Raw genomic sequence first — 19,957 nt, forward strand, 5'->3', positions numbered from 1 at the left:
CCGCGTCAGAAACGTTGTGCGACACCGGGAGCACGCTCGGTGAGGGCCCTGCGCACCCGGCGCCGGGTGAGAGCCCGCCAGACGTCGCGGTACTGCTTCGCCCGGTGCACCTGACCGCGCCAGTCCTTGCCCGAGACGCGGTGCTGCAGCTCGCAGGGGACCTCCTCGATGCGCAGCCCGGCGCCGAGGACGTCGACGGTGAGGCCGACCTCGACCCCCCACCCGGGTGCGAGCGGGCTCGCGGCGTCAAAGGCCTCGGCGGTGAGGCAGCGCATGCCGGAGAGCGGCTGCCTGGCCGTCCAGCCGGTGAGGCGCTCGATGCCGTCGCGGGCGAGGCGGACGACGAAGCCTCGACCACCACCGGAGGTCGACTGGGGCGGCAGGGTCGCGATGGTCATGTCGGCGCGGCCCTGCAGCACCGGCGGGAGCAGGACGTGGAGGTTGGCCGCCGACCCCTCGAGGTCGCCGTCGACGAAGAGCAGGTGGCGCGGCGCGCGGGCGTCGCCGTCGACCAGGGCTCCGCTGCCGCCGAGGGACTCGAGCTGACGCAGGTGGCGCACTCCCGTCTCGAGTGCCGCGGCCTTGCCGGCGTTGCGGGCGTGGACGATGACGTCGGCACCGGCGCCGTGGGCAGCGGCGGCGGTGCTGTCGCTGCTGCCGTCATCGACGACGACGACCCGGTCCACGCCGTCGAGCCGCAGGACGGCCTCGACGGTCGCGGAGATGCGGTCGGCCTCGTCCTTGCACGGGATGATCGCCGCGACCGTCCGCTGCCCGGTCTGCCCGGTCTGCTCGCTCGCCCCCAGGCCCTCCCCCATCAGCGCAGGGTGACCTGGCGGCTGAGGAGACCGGAGCGCGCGCGACGCTCCTCGGCGGTGAGGGGCTCCGTGGAAGCCAACGCAGCGGCATACCGGTCGCCGAAGGCCTTGAGGGCGTCCTCGTGCTCGGCGGGTTCGCTGTCGACGGGCACCTCGAAGACGGGGACGAGCAGGCCGCAGGCGCGGAAGGCACCGAGCAGGCGGGTGTCGTCACCCAGGCCGGACTCCCCTGCGGCGTGGAGGCGCGAGAGCGCGTCGGTGGCGACGTCCTCGTCGTCGGCGAGCACGTGGCGGATGTAGGTGCGGTCACCGATGCGGACCCAGTAGGCCGACGTCAGCGCGGACATGCGCACGGTCGGCACGACCGACTCGTTGGCGCTGTCGAGCGAGGCACGACCTGCGTCGTCGAGCTCCTGGCCGTCGACCCAGAAGTCGAAGCCGTCGTGGACGACGACCTCGAACGGTGCGTCGAGGTCGAGGACGTCCTGGAGCCGCGGGGTGTCCGCGGTCGCGGCAGGCACGTGCTGGACGGCGCTGCCGGGTTCGGCCGCGGCGCCGGCGATGAGCTGTGCGGCGAGGTCACGGCTCGGGTCACCGGTCGAGGAGCCGGCCTGGGTGCCGACCATGACGGTGCCGTCGGCGCGGTGCAGGGCCGGCCACGCCATCGGCAGGACGGTCGCGATGGTCGCCTGGTCGGCGCCCTCGGGAGCCTTGCCGTCGGCGAAGGTCACGGCCGCCGTCGCGGCGGGGAGGATCTCTCGGATCGCCACCCACTCGGTCTCCTGCGGGAGCCCCTCGAAGGGACGGTTCACATAGGGGACGGCCGCGGAGCGTTGCCGCTTCGCGGGTGCGCCCGAGTCGTCGGTGGTCCTGCGTCGTCGCGAAGCCTTGCCCATGGGTGTGAAGAGTAGCCGGGCGCTCAGGTGGCGCGGCGCCGGCTCGGCCCGCCCATGGCGGCCCAGACCGTCTGGCCACCCTTGTCCTCGCCGACACCCCATTCGTGGGCGAGTGAGCGGATGATGCGCAGACCGCGCCCGCTCGACACCCACACCGCGGCGGGTGCGGCGACCGGGACGGTGTCGCCGCCACCGTCGGTGACCTCGACCTCGACGACCCCACCGCGAACCTTCCAGCGCACGCGAAGGCATCCGTCGGCGAGCGGTCGGGCGTGTCGGATGGCGTTGGTCATGAGCTCGGAGACGACGATCTCGGACTCGTCGATGGTGTCCTCGTCGAGGTCGCGGGCGCGCAGGTCGGCGACGACGGCCTTGCGGACCCGGGTGACGGTCGACGGGCCCCACGGTGCGCGGATGGTGCGGACCTGGCCCTGACCGATGGCGCCCCCGAACTCGTCGAGCGCGACCCCGTCGGCGGGCGCCTGCGTCGCGTCGCCACTCGTCGAGGTCTCGGCGGATTCGGTCGAGTCGGCGGATTCGGCGGAGTCGGTGTCCCGTGAAGTCACGCTCGGCACTCTAATCGAGCAGGGCCATCACGTCTCGAGGCCGATCGCTGATGATGACGTCGACCCCCAGGTCAGCGCACCGCTCGACATCCTCGCGGTCGTTGACGGTCCAGACGTAGACCTCGTGCCCCCGACGCTGGTGGGCGCGCACGAGGGCAGGCGTCCGCCGGACGATGCGCATGTCGAGGCCGACGATCTCGACGCCGGTGGGCAGCGACCCGTCCCACGAGAGCCGGGGCGTCGACTGCTCGACGAGGTAGACGAGCGGGACCCGCGGTGCGAGACCACGCATCCGCATGAGGGCGAGCAGCGAGAACGACATGACGCGAGCGTGCGGCATCTGCGGCAGGTCGCCGCTGGTCAGCCCGAAGTCACGCAGCGCCGTGACGAGCTGGCGCTCCACCAGTCCGCCGTAGCGGGTGGGGTGCTTGGTCTCGATGAGCGTGAGCAGCTCCTGGCGCTGGCTCGTGAGTGAGTCGAGGAGCCGACGGAGGGTGAGGATCCGACCACGATCGGGGTCGCTGTCCGCCTCCTCGGGGTCGGTCCCGTCGTCGAGCGCCTTCCAGCTGGCCCAGTCGAGCTCCTCGAGCCGGGCGAGCTCGAGGGTGGAGATGACGCCCCTGCCGTTGCTCGTCCGGTCGGCGCGCCGGTCGTGGACGCACACGAGGTGGTGGTCGGCGGTCAGCCGGACGTCGCACTCGATGCCGTCGGCGCCCAGGTCGAACGCCGTCGTGTAGGCCGCCAGCGTGTGCTCCGGCTGCAGGGCGCTCGCCCCTCGGTGCGCCACCACCCGGGGTCGTCCACCGGTCTCACGCTTCTCCCCCGGGTACGGAACTGCCACGCGTCCATCGTGGCAGCGCACCCCGACCGGTGACGTCAGCGACTCACAGAACCGCACGGCATACCGTTGAAGGATCGTGAGCCTGCCACCGTTCCAAAGCCTCGTCGACGCGCACTGGCGCGACGTAGGCCGACTCGCGCACGCCCTGGCCGGACCCAACCTCGGCGACGACGTCGCGCAACAGGCGTGGACCCAGGCGCTCGCGGCCTATCCGCGGGTCACCTCGGCGCGCAACCTGCGCGGGTGGCTGCTGACGATCACCCACCGGTGCGCCATGGACGCGCACCGGGCGGGTCGGCGGACGGTGGCGCACGAGGACCCTGCGGTGCTGGCCGGGGCGCCGGTCGTCGCCGGCCCATCCGCTCCGGACGACGGGTTGTGGGCGCGCGTCGGTGCGTTGCCCACCCGGCAGCGCGAGGCGGTCGTGCTGAAGTACGTCGCCGACCTCGACCACCGCGCCGTAGCAGCCGCGTTGGGCACGACCCCCGCGATGAGCCGCCGACTGGTCTCGGACGCTCTCGCCTCGCTTCGAGTGGATCTGGAGGATCTGCGATGAATTCCGTTCTCTTTGACGACTTTGCGCCAACCGTGCGCCCGCCCGTGCTCCCCGAGACCGACGTGTCGTATGCCGTGGAGGACACCCCCGTGGGTCGCCTGCTGCTCGCGGTGCGCTCGGACGGCCGACTGGTCACCTCGGCCTACGTCGCGTCCGAGGCCGACGAGTCGGTGTGGCTGCAGCGGCTGGCAGACGTCGTGTCTCCGCGCGTCCTGCGCCACGAGAAGCCGCTGGACACGGCGCGACGCGAGCTTGCGGCATACCTCGAGGGCCGGGCGACTGCCTTCTCCGTGCCGGTGGACCTCGCCCTGGCGAGCGGGTTCCAGCGCGCCGTGCTCGCGGGCCTGGCGTCGCGGGTGGGCTACGGGTCGTCGACGACCTATGGCGCCCTGGCGGCAGCGATCGACCGGCCTCGTGCGTCGCGTGCGGTGGGGTCGGCATTGGGCGCGAACCCGCTGTGCGTCTTCCTGCCGTGCCACCGAGTGCTGCCGGCGAGCGGTTCCGTGGCGGGCGGCGTCCGCAACGTCGGTGGGTATGCCGGTGGGCCGGCTGCCAAGGAGTTCCTCCTCACGCTCGAGTCCGGACGCGCTGCGCGCTGAGCGGTGCTCCGGGGGTCTGCGTCCCGGGCTCCCACAGAGAACAGGGCGGATGCGGGGAGCCGCCCAGCGGGACCTCGGTGTCGGGCCTAGGCTGGACAGACCATGTACACGATCAAGCGGGCCGCCGAGCTGACGGGCATCGGTCTGTCGACGTTGCGGGCCTGGGAGCGCCGCTACGGGGTCGTGTCGCCGACCCGTTCGGAGGGCCAGTACCGCCTCTACTCCGATGCCGACGTCAGGGCGCTGGCCATCATGGCCTCGCTCGTCCACGACGGCTGGACCGCCAAGGAGGCGGCGGCCGAGACGCTGTCCCGGCTGGCCGGGGGCGGCGGCAGTGGGCCCGAGGGAGGTCCGCAGGGCGAGGAGCTCGAGTCCCCACCGGGACTCGAGGAGCTCCTCGACGCTGCCCGGGACCTCGACACTCCGCGCGTGAGCGCCATCCTGGCCCAGCGGCTCGGGTCGGCCGACTTCACCGAGGCCGCGGGCAGCTGGCTGATGCCGGTCCTCGCCGGCATCGGTTCCGCGTGGGCGGACGGGCGGCTCAGTGCTGCGAGCGAGCACCTCGTGAGCCATGCCGTCCAGCGACGCCTGGCCGGCCTGTACGAAGCGGCTCCGCGAGCCACCACCGGCCCGGTCGTCGTGCTGGGCCTGCCCTCGGGAGCCCGGCACGAGCTCGGGCTGCTGGCGTTCAGCGTCGCGGCCCGCCAGGCCGGCCTCACCACGGCCTATGTCGGGGCCGACCTGCCCGCCGAGGACTGGGAGCTCGCCGTCAGCGGACGCCACGCTGGTGGTGCCGTGCTGTCGGTGCCGCGGATGGCCGACATCGTCTCCGCCCAGGCCGTCGTCGACCGCCTGACCCGCAATGCCCCGGGCATCGTCGTGGCCGTCGGCGGCCGTCACCAGGACTCCGTCACCGGCGCGCTGCGCCTCGGTCACGACCTGGCCACCGGCGTCGCTCTCCTGCGGGACGGCCTCGCGCGCAGCCAACGCCTGACCAGCTGCTGGCCCGCGTCGGTGCGTCGCCCCACCGCCACACTGCTCCCACACACCGCACCCGCACTCCGAGGGCGAAGGAGTGCGGGTGCGGTGGTTCTCAGGGAGGTCTCAGGGGTGTCGCGGCTTCAGCACCAGGGGTAGATGAACAGGCTGTCGTCGCCCGCCCGGTGGTCGGCCAGGACGACGCTCAGGGGCAGGGGGTCGGGCAGGGAGGCGACGTCCGTCCCCGCGCGGGGGACCACTCCGGCACCGACGGCCAGACTGATCGGGAGACCGTCGCGGGCGACGGTGGAGAGCAGGCCCAGCTCCTTGAGGGTGTTCAGGCCCGCGCGCTGGCAGCCGGTGTCGGGCTTGGCGCTGGCTGCTGGAGCCGACGCGACGGTGGCGGCGAGCGCCAGGGCGGCGGCGGCGGTGACGACCTTGATCATGAGTTCTCCTGGAATCTGCATGGCCCCGGGGGTCGGAGGCTTGTGCAGTCAGAACACTCCGTGATCTCCGGCTTGTCAAGGGTTTGTACAAGGTTGCTTGGGGACGCCACAGGTCGACCTCGAGGCGACCACTTCTTGGCGGGGCGACCACGTTTGCCTGGGGGTCTCGCCCGAAGCTGGTCGTGTCGAACGCTCGTCAGGACTCGGGGAACTCGGGACCGTCGATGTCATAGCCGCCGAGCAGCTTGGCCATCGCGAGGTGAGGCCTGGCCTCGTCGTGACGGCTCTGCCGCTGCAGGGTCCGCCCGAGCACCAGCAGCGCGTAGTGGTCGTCCGGGTTGTCGACGAGCATCGCGCGCAGGATCTCCTCGGCGCGGGCGAGCTGCGCCGAGTGGTAGTAGGAGCGCGCCAGATAGAGCCGCAGCTCGGTGGTGCCGTGCAGCGGCGGCTCCAGGACACTGCGGTCCACGAGGTCGGCGAAGAGCGGCGCAGCAGCCGCGTACTCCCCCGCCCTGAAGCGCTCCCGCGCCGTGTCGTAGTCCTTCGCGAACGAGTCGTCGCTCATGCTCTCTTCTCCTCGATGTATGCGGCTAGCGCCATCTATGTCTGAACCTAGACGTCGCTAGCAAGACCGATCAGCGAAACGCCGGGAGCCCGGTGAGGGCCTGACCGATGACGAGCTGGTGGACCTCGGACGTGCCCTCGTAGGTGAGGACCGACTCGAGGTTGTTGGCGTGCCGCATGGGTGAGTACTCACCGCTGATCCCGTTGGCCCCCAACAGGGTTCGGCACTCGCGTGCGATGGCGATCGCCTCACGGCACGAGTTCAGCTTGCCCAGCGACACCTGCTCGGGCCGCAGCGTCCCGGCATCCTTGAGCGCGCCGAGGTGCAGGGCGAGCAACATCCCCTTGCCCAGCTCCAACGTCATGTCGGCCAGCTTGGTCTGGGTGATCTGGTAGCCCGCGAGCTTCTTGTCGAACATGTCGCGGTCCATCGTGTAGGCGATCGTGGTCTCGAGCGAGTCCCGTGCCGCTCCGAGCGCACCGAAGATGATGCCGAAGCGAGCCTCCGACAGGCAGGACAGCGGCCCGGACAGCCCCCGGGCCTCCGGCAGCATCGCCGATGCCGGCAGCCGCACACCGTCGAGCACCAGCTCGGCGGTCACCGAGGCCCGCAGCGAGAGCTTGCCCGTGATCTCGGGCGCGGAGAAGCCGGGGGTCGACGTCGGCACGACGAACCCACGCACCGTCTCGCCGTCATTCGAGTCCGTGCGCGCCCACACGACCGCCACGTCGGCCACGGACCCGTTGGTGATCCACATCTTCGAGCCGTCGAGCACCCAGTCCTCGCCATCGCGCCGCGCCCGCGTCCGCATACCGGCCGGGTTGGAGCCGAAGTCGGGCTCGGTCAGGCCGAAGCACCCGATCGCCTCACCCGCAGCCATCCGCGGCAGCCACTCCTGCTTCTGCTCCTCGCTGCCGAACCGCCAGATGGCAAACATCGCGAGCGACCCCTGGACCGAGACCAGCGACCGCACCCCCGAGTCGACCGCCTCGAGCTCGGCACAGGCCAGTCCGTATGCCGTGGCGCTCGTCCCGGCGCAGCCGTAGCCCTCGAGGTGCATGCCGAGCAGACCCAGCTCGCCCAAGCGGGGCGCCAGCTCACGCACCGGCACCGACGCGGCCTCGAACCAACCGGGCACGTGCGGGCGGACCTCGGCGGCGAGGAACGTTCGCACGGTGTCGCGCATGTCTCGGTCGTCAGCGCCGATCAGCCCGTCGATGCCGAACAGGTCGAGGGGGTGCTGAGCGTCCGTGGCCATGTCGTTAAACCTACCCGCGCGGCGCCCGCGCGCTCGATGGCCAAGCGTCGGGCCACCGCCGAAGGTCAGCCCCCGTCACCGCCCAGGCCACCCCCGCCGGTGTAGCTCATCCCCGAGTTGGCCGCTCTCGCCGGGTCCTTGCCGCGCAACGGCGAGTGGTAGCGACGACGGCCGCAACGGGTGCAGCTCCGCACCTGCATGTCCTCCCCGGTGACGACCGTCCAGCGGTGCCACCCGATCGCGCACGCGATGCCCCTTGTCTGGTCCATGACCCATGGTGGCACCGGGCGGAAGGCATGTCCACGAATGCGCTGCGGCCCGTGTTGTCCGATGTGCGGCTTGTCCGGATGGGTTCAAGAGGCTGGAGACCACCTCGGTAGCGTGGACCCATGGACGCGCCCCGGATGAGGGACCACTGGGCGCGGGAGCGACCGTGGCGGCCGGGTCAGCGGCTGTGGGCGCTGTACGTCACCTGCGGCTCCATCCCGCCGGTCGTGGCGCACGCCACGACCTTCCAGGAGCAGCTGTCCGGGATGCCGGGGCTGGACCTCGTGGACCCGGCCTGGCTTCACATGACCGTTCTCGGAGTCGCCTTCGTCGAGGAGGTGGACCCGGCTGGCATGGCTCGGCTCCTGGACCGAGCGACAACCATCGCCGCCACACAGTCACCGATCGAGATGGCCGCCGCGGCGCCCCGGGCGAGAACCGATGCGGTGTGGATGCCGGTCAGCGCAACCCCGTCCATCGTCCCGCTCCGCAACAGCCTGGAGCAGGCCGTGGTGAGCTGCCTGGGCCGGCCGCCCCATGCGCTGCCCCTGCCGCCGGAGGGTTTCCGACCGCACATCTCCATCGCCTACTCCAACGCCGGCGCCCCCCGCGTCGACGAGGTGGATGAGCGCCTGAGCGCAGTGGACCTCCCGCCCGCCTCCTTCCGCGCGAGCCATCTCTCCCTCCTCCAACTGCGGCGCGAGGCCACTCGGTGGTCGTGGGACAGGGAGCAGCGGATCCCGTTCGCCGGGAGCGCAGTGCACTGACCAACCCGGGCCCGCCGAGCGCGGGCCGTGCGAGCGTCGAGCGAGAACTCAGGTGACGGGACGGCATACGGGCAGGGAGACTTCACTCTCGTGGCACATCTCGAGGTCAACCAGGTCGGCTTCACGCTCCCCGACGGACGCCCCCTCCTCGACGGCGTCCAGTTCCGCGTCGGCGAGGGGCAGCGCGTCGCCCTCATCGGACCCAACGGCACGGGCAAGACGACCCTGACCCGGATCATCTCCGGCGACCTCACGGCCCACGAGGGCGCCGTCACGCTGTCCGGGACGCTCGCCGTGATGAACCAGTTCGTCGGCAAGGTCCGCGACGAGTCGACCGTGCGCGACCTGCTCATCTCCGTTGCGCCGGAACGCATTCGCCAGACCGCCGTGGCCGTGGACGCGGCCGAGCTGCGGATCATGGAGGTCGACGACGAGCCGTCGCAGATGGCCTACGCACAGGCCCTGGCCGACTGGGGCGACGCGGGTGGCTACGACTTCGAGACGACCGTCTGGGACACGGTGACGACCAAGGCCCTCGGTATGCCGTTCGAGCGGGCCCAGTGGCGAGCCGTCACCTCCCTGTCGGGGGGCGAACAGAAGCGCGTGGTGCTCGAGGCCCTGCTGAGTGGTCCCGCCGACCTCCTGCTCCTCGACGAGCCGGACAACTACCTCGACGTGCCGGCCAAGCGCTGGCTCGAGGACCGGCTCATCGCCTCGGACAAGACGGTGCTCTTCATCAGCCACGACCGTGAGCTGCTCTCGCGCGTGGCCACGGCGGTCGTCACCCTCGAGCCCGGCGCCAACGGGGCCACCTCATGGACCCACCCGGGGTCCTTCGAGACGTGGCAGCAGGCCCGGATCGACCGCAACGACCGCCTCGACGAGATGCGCCGCCGCTGGGACGAGGAGCACGCCAAGCTCAAGGCGCTCGTGCTCATGTATCGCACGAAGGCGGCCTTCAACGACGGCCTCGCTTCCCGGCTCCACGCCGCCGAGACCCGGCTCGCGAAGTTCGTCAAGGCCGGCCCACCCGAGAAGGTCGCCATCGCGCAGAACGTCACGATGCGGCTCAGGGGTGGGCGCACGGCCAAGCGGGCCGTCGTCTGCACCGGCGTCGAGCTCCTCGCTCCGGGCAACCCGCAGGAGGTCGATCCCACGGCCGACAGCCTGATGCAGCCGTTCGACCTCGAGGTCTGGTTCGGCGAGCGGGTCGCCGTCCTCGGCTCCAACGGCTCCGGCAAGTCGCACTTCCTCAGGCTGCTGGCCGCCGGTGGGAGCGACCCCGACGTCGAGCACCGGCCGGTCAGCGACGTCGTCGTGGAGACGGTGCGCCACAACGGAACTGCTCGGCTCGGGTCCCGGGTCCGACCCGGCTGGTTCGCCCAGACCCATGACTCGCCCCAGCTGCGCGGACGCACCCTGCTCGACATCCTGCACCGGGGCGACGAGCACCGCACCGGGCGTGGTCGCGAGGAGGCGTCGCGAGTCCTCGACCGCTATGAGCTGGCACACCAGGGCGAGCAGACCTTCGACTCCCTCTCGGGCGGGCAGCAGGCGCGCTTCCAGATCCTGCTGCTCGAGCTGAGCGGGGCGACCCTGCTGCTCCTCGACGAGCCGACCGACAACCTCGACCTGCACTCGGCCGAGGCGCTCGAGCAGGCGCTCACGGCCTTCGAGGGCACGGTGCTCGCGGTGACCCACGACCGCTGGTTCGCTCGCGGCTTCGACCGCTTCCTCGTCTTCGGCAGCGACGGCCGGGTGCTCGAGACGCCGGAGCCGGTGTGGGACGAGGCTCGGGTCAGTCGCGCCCGCTGACCTCGACTTCGCCTGGGAAGCTCTCACCTCGCCTGACAGCGGCGGTCAGGCGAGGTGAGAGGAACCCACTTCCGGCGGCGGGTCCCACGCTCTGCGTGGGCAAGTCGAGGTGGGTGGGGCGTCAGGCCGTCTTGAGGACCAGACCGTAGACCGAGAGGATCTCGCCGATCGGCTGGAAGTAGGCCACGTTGGGCTGGCCGACCTTCTGGCCGCAGACCCCGTTGACGCCGTAGCCGGCGCCGCCGCTCGTCACGCCCTGCGCGAGGTTGCCGGCCAGCCAGGAGCCGCCGGAGTCGCCACCCTCGGTGCAGGTGTTGGACTTCGTGAGGCCGGAGACGGTGGAGTAGGTGCCGTCACCGTTGTTGTAGTTGACGGTGACGTTCTTGGCCTGGACCGAGCCACAGGTCCAGGCGGTGGTGCGGCCCGACTTGCAGACCGCGGCGCCGACCGCGGCGCTGCTCGACCCAGTCACGGCGCGGGCGCTGCCGTTGTACATGTCCACCGCACCGATGCCGGTCCAGCTCGACGTGAGGCTGGAGTAGGCGTAGTCGTTGCCGGGGAAGGACCAGCCACGGGTCGTGCCGAGCGTCGTGCCGTTGCGGGTGAAGGTCTGGTTGCCCTCCGCGCAGTGGCCGGCGGTGATGAAGACCGGCGCGCCGGACTTGGTGGCGTTGAAGCCGAGCGAGCAGACGTAGCCGCTGAACTCGATCTGCTGGCCGCCGTAGACGTTGGCCTGCGTCGTGACGTTGGCCTGCGTGCCCTCGACGGTCACCGACGGGTCGGAGATCTTGGCGCGGGTAGCGGCGACGCGCTCCGCGGGCACCGTGAGGACGACCTTGTTGCTCACCGGGTCGACGTGGGACGAGATGACGTCCTTGCCGGCGCGTGCCGTCGCAGCCTTCTCGGAGGCGGCGAGCTCGCTCCTGTCCGCGGCGACGACCTTGGCGCTGGCACCGGCTGCTCGCACCTTCGACGCAGCTGCTGCGTCGGTGACGTTGACGTGGAGCACTCCGGTGACCTGGTCGAGCCACGAGCCCACAGCCTTGGCACCGAGCGACTTCTCGAGGGCGGCAGCCTTGCTGCTCTGCTTGTCCTGGGCGGCGATGCGCTGCCGCGCCGTCTCCAGGGTCAGGCCCTTCTCCTCGGCGAGCCACTGGGCCGACATCTCCTCGACGGAGCTGCCTGAGTCGACGGCGAGCGGACCGGTGCTCGGCCCCGGGCTCGCGGCGCTCGCGGCAGTCGCGGCGGGGGTGACACAGAGGGCGGTTGCTGCAGCAGCGGCCGAGAGGGTGCCGGCCAGGACGGTGAGACGTCTGCGAGACATGCGTGGATCTCCTGTCGTGGATCGCCGAGCGGTGTTTCCGCCGACCCTCTCGACGCTATGAAGCCCCTACCCTGAGGGGGGTCAGAGGTCAGTTCCCATTGGCCCAATGCTTGGTCAAGGGCAGGTATGCATCGTCAAGCGCCGATGTGACCGCAGGCAACGCGCCCGAAACGACGGCAGGCGAGGATGTCGGCCATGACAGCCGAGCTGACCCTGCGGGACGCGACGGCCCTCGACGCGGGGGCGTGCGCGGCGATCTATGCGCACTACGTCGAGCACACTACGACGACGTTCGAGGAGGTCGCGCCGGACGAGGTGGAGATGGCCGCGCGCATCGCCGCAGCCCAGGATCGGCACGCCTGGCTCGTGGCCGAGCAGGACGGCGTCCTCGTGGGATACGCGTACGGCGGACCGTTCAAGGCTCGTGCGGCATACCGGTTCTCGTGCGAGGTGAGCGTCTATCTCGACGTCTCCGCGCGTGGTGGCGGACTGGGCCGGACCCTGTATGCCGCCCTGCTGGTCCGGATGGAGTCGCTCGGGATGCGCATGGCGTGCGGAGGCGTGACGCTGCCCAACGAGGCGAGCGAGGCGCTGCACCTTGCGCTGGGGTTCGAGCCGGTCGGCACCTATCGGCGGATCGGCTGGAAGCACGGGCAGTGGCGTGACGTGGCGTGGTTCCAGAAGCCCCTCGGGGGCGAGGGTCCGCCGCCCTCCGGCTGAAAGGCGTCAGTCGGTGGCGGTGCTGGGGCGGGTGCCGTAGACGATCGGCACGTAGTCGCGGTGGCGCTGGATCCAGCCCTTGATGAAGGGGCAGAGCGGCAGGACCTTGCGGGTCCCGGCATCACGCACGTCGTCGAGCGCGAAGCGGGCGAGCGCCGACCCGACACCCTTGCCCTCGAACGCCGGGTCGACCTCGGTGTGCGTGAAGACGATGAGCTCGTCGGTGAGCTGGTACTCGGCGAAGCCCGCGAGGGTCCCGTCGAGGTGGGCTTCGTAGCGCTTTGCATCCGGGTTGTTCGTCACGACGACGTCATCAGCCATGCTTGTCATCATGACGCATGTCCAGGTCCTCAGTCCGCGCGAGGTGCCGCTGGGCGGTCCTCGGTCCATGACCGTGCGGCGCACGCTCCCCCACCGCGAGCGCTCGTTCGTCGGGGCGTGGTGCTTCGTCGACCACTACGGGCCCGACGACGTGGCGGCGACCGGCGGCATGGACGTCCCGCCACATCCGCACACGGGGCTGCAGACGGTGAGCTGGCTCTTCGAGGGTGAGGTCGAGCACCGTGACACCGGCGGCGTCCACGCCATGGTCCGCCCCGGGGAGGTCAACCTCATGACGAGCGGTCACGGCATCGCGCACTCCGAGGTGTCGACGCCCTCGACGACGGCCCTGCACGGCGTCCAGCTCTGGGTCGTCCTGCCCGAGGCCGACCGCGACCTCCAGCGCGAGTTCCAGCACCACGCGGCGCCGGTCGTCCCGCTGGGCGAGGGGGTCCAGGGCCGGGCCTTCATCGGGTCGCTCGCCGGCCACACCTCTCCGATCACGACCCGGACCCCGCTCCTCGGGGTCGAGGTGACGCTCGCCGAAGGTGCGACGTGGACGGTCGGTGCGGACCCGGCATACGAGCACGGTCTGCTCATCGACACCGGGAGGGTGACGTTCGACGGCACCGCACTGGAGCGGGGTGACCTCGGCGTCGTCGACGCCGGGCGCAGCGAGCTGACCGTCGTGGCGCACGAGCCCACTCGCGCGGTGCTGCTCGGAGGGACGCCCTACGACGAGGCGATCGTCATGTGGTGGAACTTCATCGGGCGCGACCACGACGAGATCGTCGCCTTCCGGGACGAGTGGCAGTCACGCTCGGAGCGCTTCGGCGACGTCGACGGGTATGCCGGCCGGCTCAGCTGGCTGCCCGCCCCCGAGCTGCCGGGTGGTCGCCTCCGCAGTCGCACCCGCGTCGGTCGCCACTGAGGCGTCGGGCCGGCTGGCGACGGCTTCATGCACCCTGTCGTGCGTGCCTGGACAGATACCCAAGGGGGGTATAGTATCGAGGCATGACGGAGCACGAGAGCCACCAGCACGCCTACATCGAGAGCGGCAACAAGGACGACTACCTCAAGCGGCTGCGTCGCATCGAGGGTCAGGCCCGCGGCCTGCAGCGGATGGTCGAGGAGGAGAAGTACTGCATCGACATCCTCACGCAGGTCTCCGCGATGACGAAGGCGCTGCAGTCCGTCGCCCTCGGCCTCCTCGACGAGCACATGAGCCACTGCGTCGCCGATGCCGCCCGCAAGGGCGGGCCCGAGGCCGACGCCAAGCTCAAGGAAGCCAGCGAGGCCATCGCCCGCCTCGTCAAGTCCTGACCACACACCTGAACCCCGGCCTTGTGTGCCCCACGCGGACGTAGGTGTCTGCACCAGGCACACGAGGCGAGCCGAACGAAGGAGAGCCAGCATGAGCACCCAGACCTTCACCGTCACCGGCATGACCTGCGGCCACTGCGTCGCCTCCGTCACCGAGGAGGTCAGCGAGCTCGACGGCGTCGAGGACGTCGACGTCGACCTCGCCACCGGATCCGTCACCATCACGAGCAGGACGCCGCTCGAGGACGACGCCGTGCGCGTCGCCGTCGAGGAAGCCGGCTACTCGCTCGCATGACCAGCGACCTGAGCACCCCGGTGCGGGTCATCGGCTTCCTCGCTGCGCTGGTCGCGGTCTTCGGGATCACCCTCGGAGCCGGGCGCCTCTTCGGTCCGGTCGACACGACCCCCGCGAGTGCTGGGCCCGAAGCCACCGCGGGCCACGGCCACGGCGCGAGCCCCGAGGCCTCGCCCTCAGGCTCGACCGAGGAGGAGGGCGCGGCCGAGGGCGAGCACGCCGCCCACCTGCCCGGTGGGCTGCAGGTCTCGCAGGACGGCTACACCCTGCGACTGCACCACCCCGACCTCGCCGCGGGACCCAGAACGCCCGTCGACTTCGTCGTGGAGGGTCCGGACGGCAAGCCGGTCACGGCATACACCCCGCAGCACGAGAAGGAGCTGCACCTCATCGCCGTGCGCCGCGACTTCTCCGGCTTCCAGCACGTCCACCCGACCCGCGCCGCCGACGGCACCTGGAGCACGACGCTCGCGCTGACGCCGGGCACGTGGCGGGTCTTCGCCGACATCGCACCCAGGGGCGGCGAGCCGATGACGCTCGGCGCCGACCTGTCCGTCGCCGGTGCCTACGCTCCTGTGGCCACGCCGAGCAAGGACGTCCGCACCGCCACCGTCGACGGCTACACGGTCAGTCTCGCAGGCGATCTCACGCCGGGCGCCGACTCCGAGCTCACCCTCTCGGTGAGCCGCGCCGGCCGGCCGGTCACCGACCTCGACCCCTATCTCGGTGCCTACGGCCATCTCGTCGCGCTGCGCACCGGCGACCTCGCCTACCTCCACGTCCACCCGGAGGGACACCCCGGCGACGGCACGACGAAGCCCGGTCCCGACATCACCTTCGGCGCAGCCGTCCCGAGCGCCGGGACGTATCGACTCTTCCTCGACTTCCAGCACGGCGGCGTCGTCCGCACCGCTGCTTTCACCGTCAGCGCAGGAGGTCAGAGTGACCACTCCCACTGAGAGCATCGAGCTCGACATCACCGGCATGACCTGCGCCTCGTGCGCCAACCGGATCGAGCGCAAGCTCAACAAGCTCGACGGCGTGGTCGCGACCGTCAACTACTCGACCGAGAAGGCCAAGGTCGAGTTCCCCGAGACCGTCTCACCCGAGCAGCTGCTCGAGACCGTCGGGCAGGCCGGGTATGCCGCGAGCCTGCCTCCCGCGCCCGACGCACCTGCTGCCTCCGGCGAGTCTTCGGGCGATGCGCCCGGCGTCGCCCGCGTCGATCCCACGCGGGCCCTGCGCGACCGGCTGCTCATCTCACTGGTGCTCACCGTGCCGGTCATCGCCATGGCGATGGTCCCGGCGTTCCAGTTCACCTACTGGCAGTGGGCCTCCCTGGCCCTCGCGGCGCCGGTCGTCGTCTGGGGGGCCTGGCCGTTCCACCGCGCCGCCTGGGTCAACCTGCGCCACAGCGCGACGACGATGGACACCCTCATCTCGGTCGGGACCCTCGCCGCGTTCGGGTGGTCGCTCTATGCGCTCTTCCTCGGGACCGCGGGCACCCCCGGCATGACGCACCCCTTCCGGTTCACCATCGAGCGGACCGACGGCGCCGGCAACATCTATCTCGAGGCCGCGGCCGGCGTGACGACCTTCCTGCTGGCGGGTCGCTATGCCGAGGCGCGGGCCAAGCGCCAGTCCGGAGCAGCACTGCGCGCCCTCCTCGAGATGGGGGCCAAGGACGTCGCCGTCGTGCGTGACGGCAATGAGGTTCGCATCCCAGTGGGGGACCTCGCGGTGGGTGACGAGTTCGTCGTGCGACCCGGTGAGAAGCTCGCGACCGACGGCATCGTCGTCCAGGGCTCGTCGGCCGTGGACGCGTCGATGCTCACGGGTGAGCCCGTGCCGGTCGAGGTCGGGGTCGGCGACTCGGTCGTCGGCGCCACCGTGAACTCCGGCGGGCGGCTCGTCGTCCGCGCCACCCGCGTCGGCGGCGACACCCAGCTCGCCCAGATGGCCCGGCTCGTCGAGGACGCCCAGAACGGCAAGGCCCAGGTGCAGCGGCTCGCCGACCGCATCTCCGGGATCTTCGTCCCGATCGTCATCGCCCTCGCCATCGGCACGATGGGCTTCTGGCTCGGCACGGGGTCGGGCTGGACGGCTGCCTTCACCGCGGCGATCTCCGTGCTCATCATCGCCTGCCCGTGCGCCCTCGGCCTCGCGACACCGACCGCTCTCATGGTCGGCACCGGTCGCGGCGCCCAGCTGGGCATCCTCATCAAGGGGCCGGAGGTGCTGGAGTCGACCCGTCAGGTCGACACGGTCGTCCTCGACAAGACGGGCACGGTGACGACCGGGCAGATGACTCTGCGCGAGGTCGTCGCCGCACCCGGCGAGGACCGCGACGAGGTCCTGCGCCTGGCCGCGTCGCTCGAGCACGGCTCCGAGCACCCCATCGCCCGGGCCATCGTCTCCGGCGGTGAGGACCGTGGCATCGCCCGCGTCGCCGTCGGGAAGCTCACCAGCATCGACGGGCTCGGCGTCCAGGGGGTCGTGGACGGCCACGCGGCTGTCATCGGCCGACCGCAGCTCCTGACCGACTGGTCGATCGTCGTCGGGCCCGAGATCGAGGCCGCGCTCGCGGAGGCTCGCCAGAGCGGCACGACGCCCGTGGTGATCGGCTGGGACGGGCAGGCACGCGGCATACTCATCGTCTCTGATGCGGTGAAGACCACATCGGCACAGGCGATCTCGCGACTGCGCGACCTGGGTCTCACGCCCTACCTCCTCACCGGCGACAACGGCGAGGCCGCTCGCACCGTCGCCGCCGAGGTCGGCATCGCACCCGAGCACGTCATCGCCGACGTCATGCCGGCCGACAAGGTCGTGGTCGTCCAGCGGCTCCAGGCCGAGGGCAAGGTCGTCGCCATGGTCGGCGACGGGGTCAACGACGCCGCCGCCCTCGCCGCGGCCGACCTGGGCATGGCCATGGGCACCGGCACCGACGTCGCCATCGAGGCCAGTGACCTCACCCTCGTGCGCGGCGACCTGCGCGTGGCGCCCGACGCGATCCGGCTCGCGCGGCGCACCCTGTCGACGATCAAGAGCAACCTGTTCTGGGCGTTCGGCTACAACGTCGCGGCCATCCCCCTCGCGGCCGCCGGACTGCTCAACCCGATGCTCGCCGGGGCGGCCATGGCCCTCTCGTCGGTGTTCGTCGTGACCAACAGCCTGCGGCTCAGGGGTTTTCGCGCCGACGCCTGATCAGGCCCGCCACGCATGACGTGGAAATCGTGGATCGTCCCGGTTGCAACAGGGAAGATCCACGATTTCCGCGTCACGAGGTGAGGGACTCCGCGAGGGTCGCCAGACGATCGAGGGACGCGCGCAGCTGCGGCTCCTTCGTGGCCCGGGCACGCGGCATACGTGCTTCGTCGGTGAGCTCGGTCCAGTCATAGGTGTGCGTCACCCGTGAGCTGCCGTCCTCGAGCGGTTCGACCTCCCAGCGCCACTCATGACCCGCCGGCGCCTTGCCCTCGCTGCCGGGACGCCATGCGATGAGCCTCCCCTCCTCGAAGGCGACGACGAGGTTGTCGCGGTGGTTGCCCTTCGTCGTGCGCATCGCGAAGATCTCACCGACGCCGCGGATGCGGGCGCCCTTGATGATCTCGACGAGGTTGTCGTTGCCGTCCCACTCGGGCTGCCGTCGCGGGTCCGCGATCAGCTCGAAGACGGTCTCGGCCGGTGCGGCGATGTCCCGGCTGGCGCTGACGACACGCTTCTCGTTGTCCATGCCCTCATCGAAGCACGCGCTCGACCACAATGACCAGGTGCCTGACTCCACTGCTCTTCCCAGCGTCGACGAGGTCCGTGCGTCGATGCGCGCCTCCCTCAAGGACGCCATGCGGGGTCGCGACCGGGTCGCCGTCTCGGCCCTGCGATCGGCACTCGGCGCCCTCGACAACGCCGAGGCCGTCCCCACCGGCCACGCCGAGACGGCGGCGTCCGGCAGCGACGACTCGCCGATCGCAGGGGCCGCCATCGGGGCAGGTGCGACCGAGGTGGCACGTCGCGAGCTCACTCCCGAGGACGTGCAGGCTCTGCTGCGCGGCGAGGTGGAGGAGCGCCGTGAGGCCGCTACCGAGATCGAGAGGGCTGGCCATCCCGACCGGGCCGAGGACCTTCGGCGCGAGGCCGACGTGCTCGCAGCCATCCTTGGAGGCTGAGGTGACACGATCGGGAGATGACCTCGATCCTGTGGCTGCGCCGCGACCTGCGCCGCAGCGACCACCCAGCCCTGCTCGCTGCTCGTGACGCGGCGGCCGACGACTTGGTCGTCGCCTACGTCATCGACCCCGCACTGTGGGCCGGCGCCGGACAGGTGCGTCGCGCCTGGCTCGCAGCGACCCTCGAGGCCACTCGCGAGGAGTTCGACGATGCCCTGACGCTGCTCTGGGGAGACCCTCGCACGGTCGTTCGCGCACTCGCCGTGCGCCTCGGCGCGACCTCGGTCCACGTCACCCGTGAGACGACGCCCTTCGGCCGCCGTCGGGATGCGGCCGTGGCGCGGAGCCTTGTGACCGCCGGGGTCGAGTGGGTCGAGACAGGGACGCCGTATGCCGTGGGGCCGGGTCTCGTGCGCAACGGGAGCGGCACGGCATACAAGGTCTTCACACCGTTCGCGAAGGCGTGGCGGGGGCACGGCTGGCCCTCCCCGGCGCCCCGGCCGGGCGAGCTCCCGCTCCGGCACGTCGGTGACGACGACGAGGCGGCCCAGGCCATCCGCGACGCCCTCGACGCACCGGACCTGCCCGACCTCCCGCCGGCCGGGGAGAAGGGCGCCCATGCCCGGTGGCGAGAGTTCCTCGACAACGGGCTGACGGCATACGCGACCGATCGGAACGTGCCGGGCACCGACGGGACGTCACGGCTCTCCCCCTATCTCAAGCTCGGCGTCCTCCACCCGCGCACCCTGCTCGCTGACCTGTCGAGCCGTCGTGGCGAGGGCGCGCAGACCTACGTCACGGAGCTGGCGTGGCGCGAGTTCTATGCAGACGTGCTGTGGCACAACCCTTCCAGCGCCTGGCACGACCTGCGCGATGCGCTCAAGGGCATGGCCTACGACGAGCCCGGCGATGCGATCGAGGCGTGGCGCAACGGCACCACCGGCTATCCGATCGTCGACGCCGGGATGCGTCAGCTGCTGGCGGAGGGCTGGATGCACAACCGGCTCCGGATGGTCACCGGCAGCTTCCTCACCAAGGACCTGCACGTGTGGTGGCCGGTCGGAGCCAAGCACTTCCTCGACCACCTCATCGACGGCGACATCGCGTCCAACAACCACGGGTGGCAGTGGGTCGCGGGGACAGGCACCGACGCGTCGCCCTACTTCCGTGTCTTCAACCCCGTGACCCAGGGCGAGAAGTTCGACCCCGACGGCACCTACGTGCGGCGATGGGTGCCCGAGCTGGCGCACCTGCCCGGCAAGGCGGTGCACCAGCCGTGGGAGCACCCGGACGGATACGCCCACGGCTATCCGCAGCGGATCGTCGACCACGCCGAGGAGCGGCGCGAGGCGCTGCGACGGCTGGCCGAGGTCAGCGGCTCCTGACGTCGCGGGCTACTGCACGGGAAGCGGGGCAATCGCCCCACCTTCTGT

At 71.3% G+C, this 19,957-nt stretch carries 24 protein-coding genes; 13 read left to right on the forward strand and 11 right to left on the reverse strand.

The window, feature by feature from the left end; genetic code table 11:
- Nucleotides 1–5: 5 nt before the first annotated feature.
- From ACZZ98_RS07365 to ACZZ98_RS07380, 4 genes are read right to left on the reverse strand one after another with little or no spacing between them, the layout of a single operon-like run.
- Nucleotides 6–818, reverse strand: a complete 813-nt coding sequence (locus ACZZ98_RS07365) for a glycosyltransferase (protein WP_463515622.1) — start codon at nt 816–818, stop codon at nt 6–8.
- The gene (locus ACZZ98_RS07370) at nt 818–1,714 is read right to left on the reverse strand and encodes a DUF5926 family protein (protein WP_463515623.1); all 897 of its coding nucleotides are present in this window, start codon (nt 1,712–1,714) and stop codon (nt 818–820) included. The genes ACZZ98_RS07365 and ACZZ98_RS07370 overlap by 1 nt, the downstream gene beginning before the upstream one ends.
- 23 nt (nt 1,715–1,737) lie before the next feature.
- The gene (locus tag ACZZ98_RS07375) at nt 1,738–2,280 is read right to left on the reverse strand and encodes an ATP-binding protein (protein WP_463515624.1); all 543 of its coding nucleotides are present in this window, start codon (nt 2,278–2,280) and stop codon (nt 1,738–1,740) included.
- Between the two features lie 10 nt (nt 2,281–2,290).
- Nucleotides 2,291–3,121: a glycerophosphodiester phosphodiesterase family protein gene (locus ACZZ98_RS07380; RefSeq protein ID WP_463515625.1), complete on the reverse strand. Its 831-nt coding sequence runs from the start codon at nt 3,119–3,121 to the stop codon at nt 2,291–2,293.
- A 76-nt stretch (nt 3,122–3,197) separates the two neighbouring features.
- On the opposite strand from ACZZ98_RS07380, the gene ACZZ98_RS07385 reads away from it, so the two are divergent.
- The 3 genes from ACZZ98_RS07385 to ACZZ98_RS07395 all read left to right on the forward strand — a co-directional run bounded on the left by ACZZ98_RS07385 (nt 3,198) and on the right by ACZZ98_RS07395 (nt 5,413).
- On the forward strand, nt 3,198–3,677 hold the full coding sequence (locus ACZZ98_RS07385) for an RNA polymerase sigma factor (RefSeq protein ID WP_463515626.1): 480 nt from the start codon (nt 3,198–3,200) through the stop codon (nt 3,675–3,677).
- Nucleotides 3,674–4,276 (forward strand): methylated-DNA--[protein]-cysteine S-methyltransferase, encoded by a 603-nt coding sequence (locus ACZZ98_RS07390; RefSeq protein ID WP_463515627.1) that lies wholly within the window; start codon nt 3,674–3,676, stop codon nt 4,274–4,276. Before ACZZ98_RS07385 ends, ACZZ98_RS07390 begins: the two co-directional genes overlap by 4 nt.
- A 102-nt stretch (nt 4,277–4,378) precedes the next feature.
- The gene (locus tag ACZZ98_RS07395) at nt 4,379–5,413 is read left to right on the forward strand and encodes a MerR family transcriptional regulator (RefSeq protein ID WP_463515628.1); all 1,035 of its coding nucleotides are present in this window, start codon (nt 4,379–4,381) and stop codon (nt 5,411–5,413) included.
- On the opposite strand, the gene ACZZ98_RS07400 is transcribed toward ACZZ98_RS07395, so the two are convergent.
- From ACZZ98_RS07400 to ACZZ98_RS07415, 4 genes are all read right to left on the reverse strand, one after another.
- The gene (locus tag ACZZ98_RS07400) at nt 5,398–5,700 is read right to left on the reverse strand and encodes a hypothetical protein (protein WP_463515629.1); all 303 of its coding nucleotides are present in this window, start codon (nt 5,698–5,700) and stop codon (nt 5,398–5,400) included. The two genes, ACZZ98_RS07395 and ACZZ98_RS07400, sit on opposite strands and share 16 nt — an antisense overlap.
- A gap of 196 nt (nt 5,701–5,896) precedes the next feature.
- Nucleotides 5,897–6,265 carry a tetratricopeptide repeat protein gene (locus tag ACZZ98_RS07405; RefSeq protein WP_463515630.1) on the reverse strand — a complete coding sequence of 123 codons (369 nt, stop codon included), beginning with the start codon at nt 6,263–6,265 and terminating at the stop codon, nt 5,897–5,899.
- Between the two features lie 70 nt (nt 6,266–6,335).
- Nucleotides 6,336–7,523, reverse strand: a complete 1,188-nt coding sequence (locus tag ACZZ98_RS07410) for an acyl-CoA dehydrogenase family protein (RefSeq protein WP_463515631.1) — start codon at nt 7,521–7,523, stop codon at nt 6,336–6,338.
- 65 nt (nt 7,524–7,588) lie between these two features.
- On the reverse strand, nt 7,589–7,792 hold the full coding sequence (locus tag ACZZ98_RS07415) for a hypothetical protein (protein ID WP_463515632.1): 204 nt from the start codon (nt 7,790–7,792) through the stop codon (nt 7,589–7,591).
- Between the two features lie 120 nt (nt 7,793–7,912).
- Here ACZZ98_RS07415 and ACZZ98_RS07420 point away from each other — a divergent pair, with 120 nt between their 5' ends.
- The gene (locus tag ACZZ98_RS07420) at nt 7,913–8,557 is read left to right on the forward strand and encodes a 2'-5' RNA ligase family protein (RefSeq protein WP_463515633.1); all 645 of its coding nucleotides are present in this window, start codon (nt 7,913–7,915) and stop codon (nt 8,555–8,557) included.
- Nucleotides 8,558–8,647: 90 nt separating this feature from the next.
- A complete protein-coding gene (locus ACZZ98_RS07425; RefSeq protein WP_463517741.1) occupies nt 8,648–10,372 on the forward strand; it encodes an ABC-F family ATP-binding cassette domain-containing protein in 1,725 nt (574 codons plus the stop codon).
- A 121-nt stretch (nt 10,373–10,493) separates the two neighbouring features.
- Here the strand turns inward: ACZZ98_RS07425 and ACZZ98_RS07430 are convergent, their stop codons facing one another.
- Nucleotides 10,494–11,696, reverse strand: a complete 1,203-nt coding sequence (locus ACZZ98_RS07430) for a S1 family peptidase (protein ID WP_463515634.1) — start codon at nt 11,694–11,696, stop codon at nt 10,494–10,496.
- 195 nt (nt 11,697–11,891) lie between these two features.
- Here ACZZ98_RS07430 and ACZZ98_RS07435 point away from each other — a divergent pair, with 195 nt between their 5' ends.
- On the forward strand, nt 11,892–12,416 hold the full coding sequence (locus tag ACZZ98_RS07435; RefSeq protein WP_463515635.1) for a GNAT family N-acetyltransferase: 525 nt from the start codon (nt 11,892–11,894) through the stop codon (nt 12,414–12,416).
- A 6-nt stretch (nt 12,417–12,422) separates the two neighbouring features.
- Here the strand turns inward: ACZZ98_RS07435 and ACZZ98_RS07440 are convergent, their stop codons facing one another.
- Nucleotides 12,423–12,737: a GNAT family N-acetyltransferase gene (locus tag ACZZ98_RS07440; protein ID WP_463515636.1), complete on the reverse strand. Its 315-nt coding sequence runs from the start codon at nt 12,735–12,737 to the stop codon at nt 12,423–12,425.
- A 10-nt stretch (nt 12,738–12,747) separates the two neighbouring features.
- Between ACZZ98_RS07440 and ACZZ98_RS07445 the strand changes: the two genes are divergently transcribed.
- From ACZZ98_RS07445 to ACZZ98_RS07465, 5 genes are all read left to right on the forward strand, one after another.
- A complete protein-coding gene (locus ACZZ98_RS07445) occupies nt 12,748–13,668 on the forward strand; it encodes a pirin family protein (RefSeq protein WP_463515637.1) in 921 nt (306 codons plus the stop codon).
- 83 nt (nt 13,669–13,751) lie between these two features.
- Complete coding sequence (locus ACZZ98_RS07450; RefSeq protein ID WP_380086261.1) at nt 13,752–14,060, forward strand: metal-sensitive transcriptional regulator; 309 nt, start codon at nt 13,752–13,754, stop codon at nt 14,058–14,060.
- Between the two features lie 91 nt (nt 14,061–14,151).
- Nucleotides 14,152–14,355, forward strand: coding sequence for a heavy-metal-associated domain-containing protein (locus ACZZ98_RS07455; RefSeq protein ID WP_463515638.1), 204 nt, complete (start codon nt 14,152–14,154; stop codon nt 14,353–14,355).
- Nucleotides 14,352–15,314, forward strand: a complete 963-nt coding sequence (locus ACZZ98_RS07460) for a hypothetical protein (RefSeq protein ID WP_463515639.1) — start codon at nt 14,352–14,354, stop codon at nt 15,312–15,314. Before ACZZ98_RS07455 ends, ACZZ98_RS07460 begins: the two co-directional genes overlap by 4 nt.
- A gap of 25 nt (nt 15,315–15,339) precedes the next feature.
- A complete protein-coding gene (locus tag ACZZ98_RS07465; protein WP_463517742.1) occupies nt 15,340–17,562 on the forward strand; it encodes a heavy metal translocating P-type ATPase in 2,223 nt (740 codons plus the stop codon).
- A 73-nt stretch (nt 17,563–17,635) separates the two neighbouring features.
- On the opposite strand, the gene ACZZ98_RS07470 is transcribed toward ACZZ98_RS07465, so the two are convergent.
- The gene (locus ACZZ98_RS07470; RefSeq protein ID WP_463515640.1) at nt 17,636–18,091 is read right to left on the reverse strand and encodes an SRPBCC family protein; all 456 of its coding nucleotides are present in this window, start codon (nt 18,089–18,091) and stop codon (nt 17,636–17,638) included.
- Nucleotides 18,092–18,128: 37 nt separating this feature from the next.
- Between ACZZ98_RS07470 and ACZZ98_RS07475 the strand changes: the two genes are divergently transcribed.
- Nucleotides 18,129–18,524, forward strand: coding sequence for a GatB/YqeY domain-containing protein (locus tag ACZZ98_RS07475; protein ID WP_463515641.1), 396 nt, complete (start codon nt 18,129–18,131; stop codon nt 18,522–18,524).
- A 17-nt stretch (nt 18,525–18,541) separates the two neighbouring features.
- The gene (locus ACZZ98_RS07480; protein WP_463515642.1) at nt 18,542–19,909 is read left to right on the forward strand and encodes a cryptochrome/photolyase family protein; all 1,368 of its coding nucleotides are present in this window, start codon (nt 18,542–18,544) and stop codon (nt 19,907–19,909) included.
- Nucleotides 19,910–19,957: the final 48 nt, after the last annotated feature.

The sequence above is a fragment of the Knoellia sp. AC549 genome, assembly GCF_979258975.1.